At 43.7% G+C, this 18199-nt stretch carries 21 protein-coding genes; 5 read left to right on the top strand and 16 right to left on the bottom strand.

The window, feature by feature from the left end:
• Positions 1 to 3: 3 nt before the first annotated feature.
• Entirely contained in the window at positions 4 to 342 is a 339-nt protein-coding gene (locus ABD744_RS04935) for a cytochrome C oxidase subunit IV family protein (protein ID WP_344796054.1), read from the top strand.
• A 21-nt stretch (positions 343 to 363) separates the two neighbouring features.
• On the opposite strand, the gene ABD744_RS04930 is transcribed toward ABD744_RS04935, so the two are convergent.
• The 9 genes from ABD744_RS04930 to ABD744_RS04890 form a co-directional block, all read right to left on the bottom strand.
• The gene (locus ABD744_RS04930) at positions 364 to 717 is read right to left on the bottom strand and encodes a DUF1428 domain-containing protein (RefSeq protein ID WP_344796052.1); all 354 of its coding nucleotides are present in this window, start codon (positions 715 to 717) and stop codon (positions 364 to 366) included.
• Positions 718 to 888: 171 nt separating this feature from the next.
• Positions 889 to 1731: a YciI family protein gene (locus tag ABD744_RS04925; protein ID WP_344796050.1), complete on the bottom strand. Its 843-nt coding sequence runs from the start codon at positions 1729 to 1731 to the stop codon at positions 889 to 891.
• A 268-nt stretch (positions 1732 to 1999) separates the two neighbouring features.
• Positions 2000 to 2377, bottom strand: a complete 378-nt coding sequence (locus ABD744_RS04920) for a hypothetical protein (protein ID WP_344796048.1) — start codon at positions 2375 to 2377, stop codon at positions 2000 to 2002.
• Positions 2378 to 2536: 159 nt separating this feature from the next.
• On the bottom strand, positions 2537 to 2914 hold the full coding sequence (locus ABD744_RS04915; RefSeq protein ID WP_344796046.1) for a hypothetical protein: 378 nt from the start codon (positions 2912 to 2914) through the stop codon (positions 2537 to 2539).
• A complete protein-coding gene (locus ABD744_RS04910) occupies positions 2914 to 3879 on the bottom strand; it encodes a hypothetical protein (protein ID WP_344796044.1) in 966 nt (321 codons plus the stop codon). The genes ABD744_RS04915 and ABD744_RS04910 overlap by 1 nt, the downstream gene beginning before the upstream one ends.
• Before the next feature lie 230 nt (positions 3880 to 4109).
• Positions 4110 to 5858, bottom strand: coding sequence for an ABC transporter transmembrane domain-containing protein (locus ABD744_RS04905; RefSeq protein WP_344796042.1), 1749 nt, complete (start codon positions 5856 to 5858; stop codon positions 4110 to 4112).
• A 111-nt stretch (positions 5859 to 5969) separates the two neighbouring features.
• The gene (locus ABD744_RS04900) at positions 5970 to 6473 is read right to left on the bottom strand and encodes a YgjP-like metallopeptidase domain-containing protein (RefSeq protein ID WP_344796040.1); all 504 of its coding nucleotides are present in this window, start codon (positions 6471 to 6473) and stop codon (positions 5970 to 5972) included.
• A gap of 119 nt (positions 6474 to 6592) precedes the next feature.
• Positions 6593 to 6808 carry a hypothetical protein gene (locus ABD744_RS04895; RefSeq protein WP_344796038.1) on the bottom strand — a complete coding sequence of 72 codons (216 nt, stop codon included), beginning with the start codon at positions 6806 to 6808 and terminating at the stop codon, positions 6593 to 6595.
• Between the two features lie 140 nt (positions 6809 to 6948).
• Positions 6949 to 7185 (bottom strand): DUF5062 family protein, encoded by a 237-nt coding sequence (locus ABD744_RS04890; RefSeq protein ID WP_344796036.1) that lies wholly within the window; start codon positions 7183 to 7185, stop codon positions 6949 to 6951.
• A 329-nt stretch (positions 7186 to 7514) separates the two neighbouring features.
• Here ABD744_RS04890 and ABD744_RS04885 point away from each other — a divergent pair, with 329 nt between their 5' ends.
• Positions 7515 to 9602: a neutral/alkaline ceramidase gene (locus tag ABD744_RS04885; protein WP_344796034.1), complete on the top strand. Its 2088-nt coding sequence runs from the start codon at positions 7515 to 7517 to the stop codon at positions 9600 to 9602.
• Positions 9603 to 9667: 65 nt separating this feature from the next.
• Here the strand turns inward: ABD744_RS04885 and ABD744_RS04880 are convergent, their stop codons facing one another.
• The 3 genes from ABD744_RS04880 to ABD744_RS04870 form a co-directional block, all read right to left on the bottom strand.
• The gene (locus ABD744_RS04880) at positions 9668 to 10090 is read right to left on the bottom strand and encodes a GTP pyrophosphokinase (RefSeq protein WP_344796032.1); all 423 of its coding nucleotides are present in this window, start codon (positions 10088 to 10090) and stop codon (positions 9668 to 9670) included.
• Between the two features lie 15 nt (positions 10091 to 10105).
• Entirely contained in the window at positions 10106 to 10642 is a 537-nt protein-coding gene (locus ABD744_RS04875; RefSeq protein ID WP_344796030.1) for a DUF1439 domain-containing protein, read from the bottom strand.
• Between the two features lie 214 nt (positions 10643 to 10856).
• Entirely contained in the window at positions 10857 to 11423 is a 567-nt protein-coding gene (locus ABD744_RS04870) for a MarR family winged helix-turn-helix transcriptional regulator (RefSeq protein WP_344796028.1), read from the bottom strand.
• Between the two features lie 104 nt (positions 11424 to 11527).
• Here ABD744_RS04870 and ABD744_RS04865 point away from each other — a divergent pair, with 104 nt between their 5' ends.
• The 3 genes from ABD744_RS04865 (at position 11528) to ABD744_RS04855 (ending at position 14862) form a co-directional block, all read left to right on the top strand.
• Positions 11528 to 11770: a thioredoxin family protein gene (locus ABD744_RS04865; RefSeq protein WP_344796026.1), complete on the top strand. Its 243-nt coding sequence runs from the start codon at positions 11528 to 11530 to the stop codon at positions 11768 to 11770.
• Positions 11770 to 12513, top strand: coding sequence for a hypothetical protein (locus ABD744_RS04860; RefSeq protein WP_344796024.1), 744 nt, complete (start codon positions 11770 to 11772; stop codon positions 12511 to 12513). Before ABD744_RS04865 ends, ABD744_RS04860 begins: the two co-directional genes overlap by 1 nt.
• 216 nt (positions 12514 to 12729) lie before the next feature.
• A complete protein-coding gene (locus ABD744_RS04855) occupies positions 12730 to 14862 on the top strand; it encodes a methyl-accepting chemotaxis protein (RefSeq protein ID WP_344796022.1) in 2133 nt (710 codons plus the stop codon).
• Between the two features lie 223 nt (positions 14863 to 15085).
• Here ABD744_RS04855 and ABD744_RS04850 read toward each other — a convergent pair whose 3' ends face one another.
• From ABD744_RS04850 to ABD744_RS04835, 4 genes are all read right to left on the bottom strand, one after another.
• Complete coding sequence (locus ABD744_RS04850) at positions 15086 to 15493, bottom strand: VOC family protein (protein WP_344796020.1); 408 nt, start codon at positions 15491 to 15493, stop codon at positions 15086 to 15088.
• Positions 15494 to 15564: 71 nt separating this feature from the next.
• Positions 15565 to 15984, bottom strand: coding sequence for a helix-turn-helix domain-containing protein (locus ABD744_RS04845; protein WP_344796018.1), 420 nt, complete (start codon positions 15982 to 15984; stop codon positions 15565 to 15567).
• A gap of 314 nt (positions 15985 to 16298) precedes the next feature.
• On the bottom strand, positions 16299 to 17243 hold the full coding sequence (locus tag ABD744_RS04840) for an alpha/beta hydrolase-fold protein (RefSeq protein ID WP_344796016.1): 945 nt from the start codon (positions 17241 to 17243) through the stop codon (positions 16299 to 16301).
• Between the two features lie 143 nt (positions 17244 to 17386).
• The gene (locus tag ABD744_RS04835) at positions 17387 to 18082 is read right to left on the bottom strand and encodes an alpha/beta hydrolase (protein WP_344796014.1); all 696 of its coding nucleotides are present in this window, start codon (positions 18080 to 18082) and stop codon (positions 17387 to 17389) included.
• Between the last annotated feature and the right edge of the window lie 117 nt (positions 18083 to 18199).

Below are 18199 nucleotides of genomic sequence, written 5' to 3'. Positions count from 1 at the left end.
CACATGAACACTGAAACAAACACCAACACCAGCAAGGACTCACAACCTTATCTTAGTACCAAACATCTTGATCGCCTTTGGTGCGTAATGATTGGCATTACGTTACTCAATGCGTTCATTGCAGAGAAAGCCGAACCAAGCGTTATGATTACCCTGCTGATTTGCGGCATGATTGTGATCAAAGCCCGACTGGTCATTGATTACTTCATGGAACTCAAAGAGGCGTCCCCAATTATTTACTACCTGATGAACGCCTACTTTTATCTTTTCCCGCTGATCGCACTGCTCGTTTGGCTGAACCCTGAGCCTCTTGCCGAGCTAACACGTTTGAGCCGCTTTTAAAGCCTTTAAACATCAAAACCTCTAAACATCGAGCAGGATGTTGAAGCCACCATAGATCAAACGTTTTCCATCAAATGGCATGGGGTTTTTCTCCATGTCACAGATGGGGTCTTTCATGAAGTTAGCCATGCCCTCATCACGCACCGCTTTTGAAGGCCACATGATCCACGAAAATACCACCGTTTCATTTTCCTTGCATTGAACCGCCATAGGAAAAGACGTTACCTCGCCATCCGGCACATCATCGCCCCAAGTCTCAACCACGCGTTCAGCACCATACTTTTTAAAGACGTGTGCCGCCGCTTCACTATGCTCACGATACTCATCACGTTTGTCTGTCGGAACAGCACAGACGTAACCGTCTAGATACCCCATGATCGTTCTCCTCTGTTTATTTAAAGCACTATTCACATTGGACTAGCTCAACCAAATGCCTATGTTTGTTAATAACCCACGTTACCTTCGTCCTGAAATTCACGCACCGGACGAATCCCCACACTGCCATAGCGAGCAGGCGGAACATTACTTTCCGCCTGAATGATTTCGTTACGCCACAGGGGGCAACATTACTATCCACCCCATGCCAAATTTATCGACCACCTGTCCATACAAAGGAGACCAGAAAGTTTTTTCCAAAGGCATACGGACAGTCCCTCCGTCCGCCAGAACCTCAAACACTCGACGAGCCTCCTCTTCAGAGTCAATAGTCAGTGCTAGATTAAAGCCGGCAAACGCGCCTTCATCACCACAACCGTCTGATGCATAAATCGTCATATCACCAATAGCAAACTCGCAATGCATCACCTTTTCTTCATAACCCGGCGGTAACATGCCTTCAGGCATAGGCTCCGGGCTTTCATTGAAACGCAGTAACATGTCGACTCTTGCTCCCAAATGCGTTTGATAAAACGCCAATGCTTCCTCACAGCAGCCTGAGAAGAAAAGATAGTTATTCACCTGAGCCTTTTGCATGGCAATGGTATGCCGAAGCGTCTTTTCTTGATCGAGGCACTTGCCATCGGTATCGACTTCTTCGAAGTCTTCCATCTCATAAATAGGACGAATATCAATATCAGATGCCTCTTCCATCGGGTTCGGACACTTCTTCACCCATTCAATGGCTTCTTCAAGAGAGTCCACTTTCCAGATCCAATACCCTGCCACCAGCTCATTGATCTCAATGAACGGCCCTTTCGTCACAGTACGATCTTTACCATTGAAATGAACACGAGCACCTTGACTGCTGGGTTTAAGCCCTTCTCCCGCTTCCATAATACCGGCACTGACTAATGCCTCATTATACTCGCCCATAGCCGCTAACAATTCCTGACTTGGCATGACGCCCGCTTCCGAGTCTTTATTTGCTTTTACCATCACCATGACTTTCATTGTGCTTTCTCCTTTTTTGTCTATTCGCCTGCTTTGAACTTTATGATGTTGAGTTGTTATACAGATGAAATAAGAACGATTTAGCCTCCTAAAGAGCACTCTCTATACAGTAGTCGAATGGGATCTCGACAAGTCGACATTTTGTAAAAAATTTTAATTATTTTTATTCGTTCTTTTCGGAGCTTGAAGATGTACAGCAGCAATATGAAAAAAGCCTGCATGAAAGCAAGCTTTTTAAAAATTAATTACGCTGTTATATCAGGCCAAGTCAGCCATCAAATAAACCAAGAAAGTTTAACAAAACCAGCAGCGCACCAGATAGACCCACTATCATGAAAGGCCAATAAAATAACACGCCTAAAAAGCGGTCAAGTTTACTTGTATTTTCATAAAGTAGCTCATAATTGGCATACATAGACCCAATTGCACTTTGCTCCAGTTTTATGGACCATGACCTGGGAAACGAAAGCGTTTGAGCAACATTAATAATTCCCCAACCACTCACAAACTCTAACCCTAGAGCATCTTTTGTCTTTGGGTTTTTTCGTAATTTTCTAACAGTAATCTGGCCAAATAGCACAAAAAGAAAACCAATAATTACTGTCGCAAAAATAAAAAAACCAACAACAAAAGTTTTATCTATCATATAGAACCAATCCGACTATAGAAGTCAAAAACAAGCAAAGAAACCTAATTAAGGGCAGTCGGCTCATGTCCGCATGTAGGAAAAACAGATCGTCTTACAAAAAAGCCTGCATGAAAGCAAGCTTCTTAAAAATTAATTACACAGTTATATCAGGCCAAGTCAGCCATCAAACAAACCCAGAAAGTTTAGCAATACTAACAGCACACCAGATAAACCAGAGAACATAAATAACCAATAAAAAGTAACACCTAAAATTTTATCGAACTGATTCGTATGCTTTCGCAATATTTCAGCATTAGCGTACATTGAAGAAATGGGGCTATGTTCAAGCTTATTTGTCCAAGATTTAGGAAAAGCCAAGGTCTGGGCAACATTAATAATATCCCAGCCGCTAACAAACTCTAAACCTAGCGCATCTTTGGTTTTTGGGTTCTTTCGCAACTTCCTAACCGTCACTTGACCAAATAAGACATATAGAATGCCTGAAATAAACATCAGTAAACAAGCTAAAGCTAATAACTGAGAAAATATACTCATTAAACACCTATAGCTTTCAGTATTGAGTCATACCAATCACCACTATTGTCTTTAACAGCACTATTAACTGCCATTGCTCCTACAGCAGAAGTTCCAGCAACAATAACGCCTCCAACGATGAGGCCAACCCAACCAACAGGTGTTGCAACCATTAAAAATCCTAAAGCAGCTGAGCCTGCACTCACCAAAGCAGAGCCAGCTACAGCACTAGCAGCAAAGCTGGTCGATTCAATGAACAATTCCCTTTCCCAGTTACCACCCGCTTGATAACTATTATGGACACGTCCAGCTCTACTACTAAAATCAATTACAGCAAGACCATTTCCCAAAAATTTTGCATGTTTCGTGAATTTAACTAAATTATTGGCCTGCACTTGATTCATCACATTGAGTTTTGCAGCGTTTCTACTGCTTCTGGCAATATTAGTTCCACGATTAACATTTGTAAGAGGCGTACCACGCCTACTTTTTATGCCTGCTGTAGCCACCTTCAGTTCATTCCTGAATTTAACCTGCATCTTGTTAAATGCAGACTGCGCTTTCTGCTTAGCTGAAGTTTTAAGAGCAGAGTTTGACTTTATCGCCTGATGATACTCCATTAATGCCGCTTGATAGTCCTTAACTGCTCCAGCAAATCCTCCGATACGATTAGCATAAACACTGGTAGTCGCACCAATTAGCCCAACATTGAAGTCCTTCAAAGTTGAGGTTACTTGAGATAATGCCATGACATTATCACCGCCAAACGATAAAGACAGATCAGTTAACCGACGGCTGATATCCAATTGTGATAGAGCATTCAGACCAAAAGAAGATGAAGGGTTTCCAATAATATAAGGTGTATGAGCTGAAACAATAGAAGGTCTGGAAGCGTTACAGGTTGATAATTGATCTATGTTCAAACCACACTCTTTGTTTAAAACCTGAGCACTCATTGATTGCTTACAAAGTAGTATTTCACTCATTTCTTATTCCTTTAAGATTATGAACATCAATGTTCATTAACAATGTACTGTTTGAAAATGATCAATCGAATTTAAAGCAGCGATTTTAAGGTTCTAAGTTTCAATACGGCAAGTTAATAAAAAAAACAATACCGAGACTGTGACCTATTTCTGCTTTGTTCGCAGTGTCGCTCTTATAGATTAGTATTAGAACTTCTTAGGAAAATGTACGACCCAACTAACCTCTATCCCTACACCACTTGATTAAACTGTAACTCAGCCAATCGCTTATACAATTCGGAGCTGTCCATCAAAGCGTCATGAGTTCCAACATTCACCAGCTTCCCATGGTCAAATACCGCAATCCGATCCACATGCGCTACCGTCGCCAACCGGTGTGCAATAATCAGCGTAGTTCGGTTCTTCATCAATTCATTCAACGCCTGTTGCACCAAGTGCTCGCTTTGGGCATCCAGAGCACTGGTGGCTTCGTCCAACAATAAGATTTTAGGGTCACGCAGAATCGCACGGGCAATGGCCAACCGCTGTTTCTGGCCGCCCGAGAGCTTTACGCCACTCTCCCCCAGAAAAGAGTGGTAACCATCCGGCAGCTGCGTAATGAACTCGTGAGCATGTGCCGCCTTAGCTGCGGCGATTACTTCCTCTTCTGAGGCATCGGGTCTGCCATACCGAAGGTTATCCCACACACTGGTACTAAACAACACGGGCTGTTGGGGCACTAATGCAAACTGAGCACGAAGTTCGTTAAGATTCAGGTCATGCAACGAATGGCCTTCAACCGAGATTTCACCGGCTTGCGGGTCTCTGAATCGTAACAACAAATCAAACAAGGTGGATTTTCCCGCCCCAGAGGGACCAACCAAAGCTATGCGTTCGCCCGGCGCGACCGACAATGTTAAACCGTCAATCGCTTTGGTATTGGGTCGGGATGGATAGGAATAACTAACATCGTTAAATCGGATTTGTACTTGATCTGTCACTGATGTTTTATGCTCAATAGATAGATTTCCTTTTTCAGCCGACGAACTGATTTCTGGGGCAGTGGCAAGCAGCTCGCGAATCCGTTCCGCAGCACCAGAAGCCCGTTGAACTTCTCCATACACCTCAGTCACCGCAGCCAAAGAGCCGGCAACCATAATGGCATAGAAAACAAAGGCACCCAACTCACCTGCCGACAACTGCCCCGTCATCACATCACTGCCACCGACATACAGCATGCCAGCAATGGAACACATAACCAGCAACATCACCAACGCAATCAATAAAGCTCGTTGACGTATCCGTTTTAACGCAACTTGAAAAGCACCTTCTGCAGCATCGGAAAACTGCTCATTAACCAAGTCTTCACGAGTAAATGCCTGAACCACTTTAATGTGTTGCAGACTCTCTCCCGCCCATGCACCCACCGAGGCGATTTTATCCTGGCTGTCTCGGGACAGTTTCTTTACTTTACGGCCAAAATACACCAAAGGAAACACGATTAAAGGCACCACAGCTAACACAATGAGAGTAAGTTTAACGTTAGTTACAAACATCAATGCCAAACCGCCAATGAAGGTCAGACTGTTGCGCAAAGCAAAAGAAAAAGAAGAACCGATGACAGTCTGTAATAACGTAGTATCTGTGGTTAAACGGCTTTGAATCTCTCCACTCAGGTTATCTTCGAAAAAGCTGGGGGGCAGGCTCATTAAGTGGCGATACAGCTTTTTACGAATGTCCGCCACTACGCGCTCGCCTAACCAGGACACCATATAGAACCGAAAGTAAGCCCCAACGGCAAGCCCCATCACAATGAAAACAAACAAGGTCAAAGCATCGGCTAAACCAGAAATGGATTGAGCCGCAAAACCCTGATCCATCATCAACTTGACTCCCTGCCCTAAAGACAACGTCAGCGCAGTCGTCACTAACAGCGCAAAGATCGCCACCGTTAATCGCACACGATAGGGTTTTATAAAACTCCATAACCACTTCAACATTCTGACTTACCGCCTTTAATGAGGGGGGATACACTTGGTTGATATATCAACTAACAATAAAGGGTTAATGAGGTCATTGATATAGAATGCAAGTCGGCGGTTAAAGTTAATTCAATAAATCGCCCCTGCCATTTCCACATGAGTCAGGTACAGACGCATTTCAAATTCAAGCTGGTGATAATCTGGCAGCATATGTTCACAGAGCTTATAAAAGGCTTTGTTGTGATCTTTTTCTTTAAGATGTGCCAATTCATGAACCACGATCATATTTAGAAATTCTTCAGGCGCTTTTCGGAACATATCGCTGACCCGCAATTCATTTTTACTTTTTAATTTTCCTCCCTGAACCCTGGAAACGTAGGTATGCAGACCAAGAGCATTATTTACCACATGAATTTTCTTATCGTAAATGACCTTGCTTAGCGGTGGAGATTTTTTGATGAACCTGTTTTTTAGATCCATCGCGTAATCCCGCAGTGCACCGTCGGTGGTGATTTGATGTGCGGTCGGGTATTTTTTTAGAAGAAAGTCGCCCAGGCGATCTTGATCTATCAGGTTTTGAACCTGGCTTTTTACATCCGGCGAGTAAGCACTGAGATATTTTAAGTCTGACATACCGACTTTTATCCATCACACAATTTGCTGAAAGTGCGGTATTTTAACACAAGCGTTAAAACACATGAGAAAGGGTTTAAACAATGAGGCTCTCGGTTCTGAGCCTCAGGGAGGAAATTCTAGTTTTTACGAGTTGGCGCTGTGCTGAGATTCGAAGGATTCAAAACAATGTGTTTTGTGCCCTTCATACTTTGCTGACCACTGACTCCCGTGTTTACTTGCTCAATGTTGCCGCCAGCGCTTAAAAATGCTCGGGTTTGCTCTTCAATTGAAAGAGACGTTTCAACTGCCTGGGTTTCTTTTTTCTTAGATACTGATTTCGATTTCACTGCCATCGGAACTCTTGAGCCTTCATAAAGCGTTTAAACAAACACTATACACGAAGATGCCTCCCTTTCCCGGTTCTTATTTGTAAATAAAGTTTAATATTAACCAGTCAGTCATTATTAGGCCGTAGAAACGGGCAAAATTAACCTTACTTCATTTTAGACGCCCAAATCGCAAGTTTATGTTTCATCGACTTCTGTGAAATCTGATCTTCAGGAATCGGCTGAATGACTTTATCGTGCACAAGAAGCCGGTAAATGTATTCAATTTTTTCAGAGGCGGAGTCGGTTGGTTCAAACTCGACGGCACCTCTTGCTTCTCCGTATTTCACGCCTTCCAGAATTGCTTTTTTAAGTAACTCGTTCTCGTTCTTGAGTTTTTTCATATCCGTCTCTCGGGCTTTTCTTCCATTAATTCATCACAGTGGCGTTCATTTTTAATCAAAGCGCTCATGCTTGAGCATAGCGCGAATTCAGTCAACTGTGCAGCGCTAATCCGCATTGTTCAATATGGCCACATCAAACCGATGGCCAGATTGCACATTGTCGCAAGGCCTTTCCCCCACTATTTATATAAGAAGCACATTGATGGAAACACACAGCCATCAATGAAAACAACAATAAAAATACAACCCGTCTTGATAACCAAAACCTCATTCCGGGGAAGTTTCAATGAGGTTTTAGCTGCAGTTCTTGATGAGTTCAGGAGTCGCTAATGTTACCTAAATCTATGTTATCTAAGCCTGTTTTCTTTAAAAACACCGCATCAAAAGCCGCCTTGCTTTGCAGTTTGGCATTCAGCGCAAACAGTGCCTTCAGTTACGAAAACAACTATTTGGTGGGTCGCGGGATGCACGATGTCACGGGCCCGGCCGCAGAAGTTGGCCTAATGGGCTACGCCAACCCGGATCAGAAAAGTGCCGGTATTCATTTCAGGCAATGGTCCCGGGCATTTGCCGTGGTTGACCCAAACGAAGGTAAACGCGTTATGTTTGTCAGTGTCGATGCTGGCTCGCTGCCTCAATCCGTTTTTCAAGGAGTGATGAAAAAGCTCCGGCTGAAATACGGTGACTTATACAACGAAGATAACGTGGTGCTCAGCGCCACCCACACCCATTCAGCGGTAGGAGGCCAATCGCACTACGCGCTGTATGACATCACGATTCTTGGTTTTATCGAGCAAGCATACGACGCTCAGGTCGATGGCATTGTCGCTTCCATTGAAAAAGCCCACAACGATTTAAAACCAGGTTACATCTTGGTAAACCGGGGAGATTTGACCAACGCAAGTTACAACCGATCGGTCGAGGCCTACAATCAAAACCCCGAGACAGAACGAAATAAATATGGCTCCAACATCGAAAAACCGATGACGGTTTTAAAGTTCGTTCAGGAAGGCAACAAAGAAGTGGGCATGTTGAACTGGTTCGCCACTCACCCCAATGCCATGGGCAAAGACCACAAGGTACTCAGTGGCGACAACAAAGGCCATGCTTCTTACTTAATGGAAAAAGGCGAGAAAGGCACCACTTATCGTAACAACAATGATTTTGTGGCCGCCTTTGCGATCAGTAATGCCGGCGACATGTCACCGAACGTGAATCCCGACTCGGAAGGCCGTGGCCCCACCGCTGATCGTTTTGAAAACGTTCGTATCATAGGAGAAAGGCAATTTGAAAAAGCACTGGAACTTTACCAAAACGCCTCGGAACAATTAACGGGCAGCATTGATTTTCGACAGCGATACGTGGATATGTCCAATACCGTGATATCAGGCGATTTCACCAACGGCACACAAGTCACCACCTGCGTTGCAGCACTCGGTGAATCCTTCGCAGCAGGAACAGAAGACGGTCGCGGGCCGGATTTATTCAGCGAAGGCACCACTGAGGCCAATCCTTTTTTGCAATTCATTACCAGCATGATTGTCACCCCAACACAGGAGGATCTCAATTGTCACGCCCCAAAAGCCGTATTGGTGGCCCAAGGAAAAACGTCACCCTATCCATGGAGCCCTGAAGTGCTGCCGGTTTCCATTCAGAAAATCGGTCAACTGGGCATCTTAGCCGTACCTGCCGAATTCACCATCATGTCCGGCCGCCGGATCATGAATACGGTTGAAAGCGTGCTGGGCAACGAGCTGGACTACACCGTCGTTGCGGCTCTGTCCAACGCTTACAGTGGTTACGTAACTACCAAAGAAGAGTACGACCTGCAACACTATGAAGGCGGTTCTACTCATTTTGGCCCTTGGACATTAGCGGCCTACCAACAAAGCTTTTATCAGCTGGCCGCAGACATGCTGCCTTCAAATCAAACGCCACAACCCGGCTTAACTCCGGTGCCTTTCCCCGCTCAAGAGCCTGTGCCGCGAGACCTGACTGGAGAAACAGTGAACTTCCAGACCGGAGTGGTGCATGATCAGGCACCGGTTTTCAAGTCCATAGGGGATGTGGTTCAAAACGCCAACAGCAGTTACCAACGAGGCCAAACCGTCAAAGTAAAATTCTGGTCTGGTCACCCTAAAAATAATCTAAGAACACAAGATACGTTCATGGAAGTACAACGACTGATGAACGGTAAATGGCAGGTTGTCGCAACTGACAATGACTGGGAAACCAAATTTGAGTGGCAACGCATTGATGGATTCTGGGGAACGTCTCACGCCATCTTGTCCTGGACCATTCCGGAAAACACTGCACCAGGCACCTATCGTTTAAAGCATTACGGAGATAAGAAAAAGCCTTGGTCAGGCAACATCGTCGGCTACACAGGCACCAGCCGTAACTTCACAGTGAACTGATCTTAACCCTTAACATCGAACATGAATCAAAGTTAACAAGCGGATTGACGGAACACCAATCATTGTTAGCTTTGATTCAGCTTTTGCCATGCAGCATGGTATTTCGCCACCCGCTCAAGATCTTTGTCCGATAAAGACGCCAGCCGCAATACGTTGATATTATCTTCAATATCCAATTGCTTAACCCGGGTTGCCAGTGAATTGGTCAAGACCCGATCAATGAAGTGCTCATACTCCTCACCCGTTTGCTTGGTCAAACAAACCACAGCATCCACCACCTCGGATGGAATGCCTCGACTCAACAGCTCGTTGGCCGTAATGTCAGAATCCTCAATAACATCGTGCAACAGAGCCACCGCCATTTCAGACTCGGTGCTTGCCTTCGACATCAACCTTAATGGATGAAGTATATAGCTTTTTCCTGCCTTATCTTTTTGCCCTGCATACGCTTCTAATGCAATAGCAAGTGAGGTTTCGATCAAATCCATCCGCCACTCCCGAAATCAAAATGCCTTTAGCTTGATGTAGAGTATTTCATTATTTACCTCCACAGACTCAAGCATTGATTTTGCCATTTTCTGGTCAAACCGGCTTTCATCCAAAGTGTATACGGGGTACTGCATTAAAGCTTTGGAAATGGTGGTTTGAGACAGCTCTTTAAGCATAGGTGCATATTTAGCAGGCAGCTTTTCAACATCAAAGCTTTCGACCACCGGGTCATCCACATAAAAAGCACCGGAGGCAGGCTCATAACGCACAGACCCAGACACACTTGCTCTACCCGATCCTTGCAGCTGCCCAGGCATTGACGCCGTTACTTTCACCACGAACCCGATTCGGTTCTGATCCTTCAATAAATCCACTTGCGGATCAGACAAGGTTACGGTGACAAACATCCGCTTTTTCTCAATCGGCATCATGGCCGACACTTTCTCTTGAAGCGCTTGCTCCGTAATTTCTAAATCGTAAGACAACCCAAACGAAATGTTAGATACAGCGAACAGCCAAATAACGAAAATATATTTCAGAAAAGACGACACAAAATAACTCCAACAGAAAATGAAAATGCAGTCTAACAGACATCCATACCTTGGTTGAGTTCAATGGCCAGAACCCGCTTTTCAATGATCGTTAACATCGAACAGAACCCAATCAATCTGAATAGCAACCCTTCTTCAGACACCTTTATTGATGCATCACTTAACTATGATCCATAACCAATGTTGAGCAAAAGTAAATGATGGCCACACACCATTAAGGTTTACTCTCATGCTCTCGGCAAATCAGTTTTGTATCATCCACGGACAACGGTTGCTCCACCAAACCACAATAATATTGACTGTCTTCCGTCTGAATGTTGTAACGGCAAGAACTGCAGATACCGAAAGTTTTTAAACCATTCGTCTCTAACAAGGTGGTCAATAAATATTTAAGCGCAGATGTGATTTCGGATTGCTTGGACTCAGGCAATACCTTACAGACATTAACAAACATAGCCGTTGGGATGGTTTCATTTAATAGCTTTGTTCCATCGGCAGATAACCTCAAATGCTGGATGCGCTTGTCATTTTCATCCAATTGCTTAACTAACAATTCCTTTTTTTCCAGCACTTTCAATGTCTGTGAAACCGTGCCTTTCGTTAAGCCTAAGTACTCAGTGACAGCCATAGGGGTATCTGAATACCGATTACAGATCGATAAATAGTGTAAAACCTCCAGCTGCACCGGCTGAAGTCCGAATTCGGCACCCGCCTGACGAGAGTCAACCCTCAGCAGTTCGCTAAGTCGCTCAACATAATCGTATATATGATTTGATTTCATCCCCACATAGTATCGACTAAAAACTATATTGACAAGCTCAAAATAATTTGCCAACCTTTAAATAGTATCGAGTCGATACAAACAATCAAAATTAAGGAACCATTATGAATAAAGCCATTTTTTACCACGCCGGTTGCCCAGTTTGTTTAAGCGCCGAACAACAAGTACTCGAAGCGTTAGATAAAAATCGCTTTGACGTTGAAGTCATTCATTTGGGCGAAGATAAAGAACAAATTCGTGCAGCAGAAGAAGCCGGTATCAAGTCAGTCCCTGCTCTGATGTTAGCCGGCAATGTTTTTCATATTAATTTTGGCGCATCACTTGAAGACGTGAAAGGAGGTGCATAATGTCAAAACTTTCTCTTATTGCGACACTTGTCGTCGCGAGCACTGCGCTCCCCGCCTGCGCTCACCAGCCCCATTCAGGCGATATTCAGTCAGCAAAAAATGCGGAGACCATTGCTCCGTTTGACATCATCCACACTAAAATTACCACAGAGGGAAATGTTGCAACCTTTCACATGGCAGTATCTGACCAAGCAGGTACTAACAAACCGACACCCACCGGTCAGTTAGCCGGCAGCCATGTATTTTCCTATGTATGGCCAACGACCATAGACAGTTATGAGGTCGGGTTTGAGAAAAAAGCGGGCATTCTGGCATTAGCGGTCACCGCCCACCCTGATTTTGATGATACGCCACTCTATGATGAGAACGGAGATGGGAGCACCACAAATGACGGAAACGTATGGCACAGTCACTGGGTAGTATTACAACCCAACGCACAATGCGGAGAAGGCGCTTTAGGGGTTGTCGACATTCCTGAAGGCGCTAAACCCAGGCTGCCTAAGACATGGCCTGGCTTGCCAATCCTGTTAGACAGCCCTGGCTGGAACCCGACATTTGACTCGGATGGCGTGCAAGTACGAGTTCCTTTTGAAGAAATTGGCGTTGTTAAGAACGCTTCTTTTGATGGAGTGACTGCAGGGCTCAGAGTTAATCAAAGCGTCCATGCACCTCTACTCTGCGTGGTGGACGTAATGGATATTGCTTCTGGCGACTTGAGTTTGCCTGGTAAGGTTAACGAATAAAGGAAATACCACACCAAAAGCAACCTTCTTACGCTAAGAGCAAAAGACATCCGCAATAGGCCAACACTGAGCGGGTGTCTGTGACAGTTGATGGCGAGGTTCGATATTTTGATTTGGCTTTACTGAACCGATTATCTGATTGAGTGAAAAAAATTCAGCTTATCTTTGGAATTCTTCTTAAATGAATCAGAGATGGTCATTCAAAGGGGGGTTCCAGTGAAAATTATTTTAGATTTGGCTGTTGGGGTTTCGAATAATCTTACTTTTAAGCAAAAATTTCTTTTACTCATTGCAGTCAGTTTGATTCCGTTGATGGTGGGATACGGTCTCATCATGAAGGATGAGCTAAATACGAAGAATTTAGCCAAGACTGCACTCTCTGCGAACTTTTATATCCAGCCATTAAGGTATTTAGTAGAGGATATAGCTCAAACACGAGGCATGACCAATGCCTATTTGCTTGGAGATAAAAATTTTGAAAGTAAAATTCTAGCTAAGCGAGCCAAAGTAGAAGAGAGCTTTAAAGAGCTGCTTACAGTGACTAAGCAGCACACCATCTTGAGTCAGGATTACCGTGGTCAACCCAGTGCTTTATACGATCGTTGGCAGCGGATAACCAATGCCGCATTTAATAGTGAAGCGAAATTAGTTTTTTCGGAGTACACCGACTTAATTACTTCTGTTCTGGATTTTTTAGATACTGTCGGTCGTGAGGGCGGGCTTTCACAAGAAGAAAATGCCGCAAACAGTTACGCCATAAACACCTTACTGATTACGTTGCCTAATCAGGTGGAGGCATTAGGGAAATTGCGAGGAAAGGGATCGGGCGTAATCGCATCCGGTGCCTTTACGCTGAACAATAAACTCATCGTGAGTTCATTAGCGGATAAGCGTTATTTAAAAGCCCTTCAGAAAGACATGGGATACCTGTTTGACGAGGCACCTGAATTAGAAAAAGAATTGTCAGTAACCTATCAACAAGCGGTGAAAGATTTAAATACGTTTATCCAGCTTACCGAACAGCATGTGATAGAAGCTACTTCTAAAACGATCGAAGCGAGTGACTTTTTCGCAACGGGTACGAAAACCATTGGCAATCTGTTGGCTTTGTATGATTCTTTATTAGAGGTACTGACACAACGGATGACTGAACGGGTATCAGCGGCCTCGGCTTCGTTTAACAGTATGGCGATTATCATTGCCGTTATCACCAGTGTTCTTATTTTCTTTTTTATGGGCATTTATTTAGGTATCAGAAGAAATATCAAAGATATGTCTGATATGGCCAGAGAATTATGTGATGGGAATTTAGAAGCCCGTCTGGCTATTCAAACACGGGATGAAATGCGACTGATTGCTGATAGTTTTAACCGCATAGCGGAAGGCATGAAACAATCGATTTTGTCGGTACTGAAATGCAGTGATGAGATTGCAGACACTGCCAATGAGGTGGCGACTGCCAGCTCAAGTACAGCACAGTCTGTGGATAATCAATCTAAAGAACTGGATGCCTCTTCCAGTGCCATTACAGAAATGAACAGTTCTGTGAGTGAAGTCGCAGGAAGGACAGAAGAAGCCTCTGCGTCTGCAGAAGAAGCAAAGACTCAGGCAGAGCAAGGAGAAAAAGTTGTTTCCAATGTGGTTGGGAACATTCAAGATCTCAGCCGGGATTTAGTCAATGCAGTATCTGTAGTAGAAAACCTCGAAGAGAACAGCAAAAGCATCACCAGTATTTTAGATGTGATTCAATCCATTGCCGAACAAACCAATTTATTGGCGTTGAATGCTGCAATTGAAGCCGCAAGAGCAGGAGAACAAGGCCGGGGCTTTGCAGTTGTTGCAGATGAAGTCCGAACCTTGGCGCAACGAACCCAAAACTCCACACAAGAAATTCAAACCGTTATTGAGAAAATTCAATCGGGCATTGAGCGCGTTGCACAGGTTATGCGTACGAGCGAAACCAATGCGAGCGATGCAGTGGTTCTTGCCAATGAAGCTCGAAATACCTTGCAGAGCATTGCTGAGGCTGTGTTTAAAATTACCGATATGAGCGCTCAAATTGCGACAGCAGCACATGAGCAATCTTATGTAGCCGATGAAATTACGCAGAGTGTTGTTCGTATTGCTGATGATGCAACGTCGTCTTCTGATAACGCCAAGGCCTTGGCCACGTCTGGGGCTAGATTGTCAGAGATGTCTGTGGAGCTGAAACGTGTACTCAGTCACTACAAAGTAGAAACAATCACTGATCTGACTGACGGTGGTCTTATTACTTCTATGTGTAAGCCGGTGAAGGAGGTGCCTTTGTTACCCACAAAATTTGGCACCACCCCTGAGTTAGTCACCTAAACGCAGAATGTTGGATCAAATGCTCAATGAGTAGAGGATTTAAACTCGGCGTGTAATGCCCAGCCAATTCTTTTCAATGGCAGCCAAGATGAGGGGAAATGGAATTTCAGAGCAGTGTTTATGATTTTTCATACCTCTCAGGCAGCTATTTATATTCTTAAAGTGGACATGCTCAACCAGATTAAGTTGCGGCTGCGCGCAACCTATCTGAATGAGTTATATTTTACCGTTGAACCAAACTAAACCAGTTCCCAGAGTTGTCTATGCCCATAGCTTCGACGCCATAAAGTTGTTCCGTAGGTGGCTGGATAAACTTCACTCCTTTTGCCACAAGCTCTTCGTACGTTTTTTGGCAGTTTTCAGTTTCGAAAACGCCGGCGCCAAATGCGCCTTCTTCGATTAAACTTCGTATCTTATCGGCAGAGTCTTTGGTGAACATCGGCCCCTCTTTTGGTTCTGCCAATACCAACTGAAGTTGTGAATTAGATTTCGGATATACAGTTAGCCACCGAAAACCTCCTTCTACTTTCATGTCATCACCGACCTCAAAACCGAGCTTGTTTTTGTAAAAATCAAGCGCTTCGTCCTGATTAAGTACGTAAATTGTTGAATGCGCTATGGATGTGATCATCTACATATTCCCTGCTGTGAATTCATTTTTATTTTATCGAAATAATCAGAATGATATTTCTCCAATATTGCTCAATTAGCCAATTTTCCTAAAAAATTGTACGCATAACATGCCGGTATAGCCTGAGAGGGAAAACAATACGCTTCAGTAGACAAAGCCCAAAGCTTACGACGATATAAAGTGGGCGCTACACCAACTTGTTTTAAAAACAATGAAGAAAAGCTACCAAGACTTGTGTAACCCACTTTCTCGCAAATTTCTGAGACGCTAAAATTTTCCGTAATAAGCATGTTCTTAGCCTGTTCGACCCTAAGCCGAATCAAGAACTCGTTAGGCGTTTCTCCATAAATATCCTTGAAAACACGCAAAAAATGATAAGGGGACATATTTGCACTCTTTGCTATACCAGCTAAGCTGAGCTGTGCTTGATAATTATTAGCAATATAATCCCTGCCAGCATTCAATCTTTTAAATTGATGGTTAGTAGCCATAAAAGACACTTATTGATCCACGTAAAATATAGACACTTCCATAATGGGCCGGAACTCAAGGACAGTCCAGCACACCGTTTCTTTTGTGACGATCATTGATGTTGAAAAACAAAGGTACTGGTTGAACGAAGCTGCTTCAATTCTCTGTATCAACGCTATCTTAACGAACTTACCCTGCAGGGGAAAAGCCCTAAAACCATCAACATGTATTCCCGTTGTCTTCGGCAAGTTGGGGGATTTTTTTGAGTGCTGCCTGATCAGCTCACAGCGGAACAACTCAACTCATTCTAGTGGCTGCGCGCAACCTATCTGTATTAGTTATACACTCTATTCGAATCACCTAAAAACCTCGCAAGAGACATTCTGTCAATATCGCAATGCCCTCCCTCCATTGGATACCAAAGAATTTGAGCGCCATTGCTTTCGGCATTTTCAATCAATTGCTTAGAACCAACCATGCAACCCCAATCGTCCTTTTTTCCACAAGATAGATACAAGGGACCTGCTGAACTTAAATCTTTACTATGCGCCACTTTCAAGGGGCTATTTTGATTCCAACTCCCCTCATCAGGATATAGGTAGCGTCCCATAAACAACATCATTAAACCTCGTTCCCATGAGGTATTAGAGCTATGCATATATTCTGCAATCTCATTAAATGATGCCTTTGGAGAAACTGTTGGAAGTGGGGCGCAAAGCGAAGCTGCCCCATCAAATAATGAGCTGGTATTTAGCCATGCTAGAATTGCGTTAACACCTCCCATTGATTCACCAACAACGAGCCTCTTATCAATTTTTAAACTAAGTTTTGACTCTATCTGTGGAACAAGCTCATTCTGAAAATACTCAAGAAGCAACCCCTTTTCTAGCAACCAAAGCGAGCCAAATGAGATGCTGATTACGGTCGGCGGTTCCGACTTTGTCTCTGCCCACTGTCGGTACAAATCACCTGTGTAGTAGGTATCGTCATTCCACCACTTGGCATTGCCTCTGCGTCCATGGAAATAATAAATCAGGTCATCACTTTTACTATTTGGCATACGATTAATGCAATACGACCAGTTAACAGGCACGTCACGACTAAAACACTTCATTTCCAATCTGGAAATAGGAACAGGAGTGTACTCAAGCGGTTGAGATATGGATTTTGCTACTATACCTGGCCAATGCCAAAGCGAGATCGAGCCAACAATTATTGTTAGAACTATGGCCACGAATACAATACCTGTACGCCGTAAATATAATGCGCCTTTCTGCATTTAGGATATCCAATATCAATTCTAATTAAGTCTGAGTTACGACATGCCTCAGCCCGCATACCAACGCTTTGGGACAGCTGGAACATAGCAAAGCGACAAGTAAGCTGTCCCAGCCACAAAGTGGCGACAACAGAAACTTGATACTAACGATGTTTGTCTTCATCGTTGATCAAGATGCTAACAGCCTTGGAGTTAATCCATTGTTTAACGGGAGTGACCCATTCTTCCAACGGTTTAAAAAATGCGCCATGTTCCTTACCTGTTGAAATGCTTATTTCCTTGAATGAAATTAAGTCCTTACTCTTATTCGCAATGTCTTTGCAGGACAAAGCCTCATCAGTAGTTTCATATACAGATAGAAAATTTCCTCCAAAAGTCACCTCCGGCTTACTTTGGACTGACCCAGGCCAGCATGTTGCTAGCAGAACAGTGTTTATATTCAAACGATTTAGTTCGCTTGAAGCATAGGCCGTTAACTCTCCTCCTCTTGAAAAGCCCACAAGAGTGATATTGGCGGGTTCAACCCCGGCTGATACTAACGCTTTGACCCAAGACGCTAATTTTCTGGCGTATATGACGATTTCAGTGTTTTTAGGTCTATGTTCCGCGATTAGATTGAAATCACTACCTGCAACTAAAGCATTTTTGATTAAATTAAATTCATAAACCCCAAATCTCGTATGAACTGGTTTATTGTTACTACCCTCGACTATTAGGCCATGAGAGTAGATGATATATTTTTCATCGGCTCTTATCTCCGACGGAAAGTCGATAAAAACCTCTCCAGCCATAGAGTGTTTGGTTAAAAACAATAAAAAAGCAACGAGGTATTTATTCAAATTCATATCTTTATTAAATGGTTGTAGTGGTCAACGAATACCGGCCAGTAAATTAAGGATGAACAACGCCACCTAACTAAAGCATTGTGTCATAAACACTAAATTTGAAGTGATTGT

Source organism: Litoribacillus peritrichatus (assembly GCF_039537985.1).
Taxonomy (GTDB): Bacteria; Pseudomonadota; Gammaproteobacteria; order Pseudomonadales; family Litoribrevibacteraceae; genus Litoribacillus; species Litoribacillus peritrichatus.
Note: the sequence above shows the minus strand (reverse complement) of the source record. Positions and strands in the feature narration are given on the sequence as shown.